At 62.4% G+C, this 242-nt stretch carries 1 protein-coding gene; it reads left to right on the top strand.

All coding sequences use genetic code 11. The features are described from left to right. On the top strand, positions 1-242 hold a 242-nt coding region (locus tag NVV99_RS26785), incomplete at both ends, for an extracellular solute-binding protein (protein WP_260783335.1).

Here is a 242-nt window from a genome sequence, read left to right as displayed (position 1 = left end):
GTGGCGAGTTCGACGTCGTGATGATCAGCAACTTCGAGACTCCCCCGTGGGCGGAGTACGGCGGGCTCACGAATCTGTCACCGTACATCGAGCAGACCGACGGCTACGACGCCGACGACATCATTCCCTCGCGGCGCGAAGCACTCTCGTACGAGGGCGATCTGTACTCGGTGCCCTTCTACGGCGAATCGTCGGTCCGCATGTATCGCACGGACCTGTTCGAACAGGCCGGCATCACGCTG

Source organism: Rhodococcus sp. PAE-6 (assembly GCF_025290685.1).
Taxonomy (GTDB): Bacteria; Actinomycetota; Actinomycetes; order Mycobacteriales; family Mycobacteriaceae; genus Rhodococcus; species Rhodococcus pyridinivorans.
This window is presented reverse-complemented; position numbering and strand designations above follow the sequence as displayed.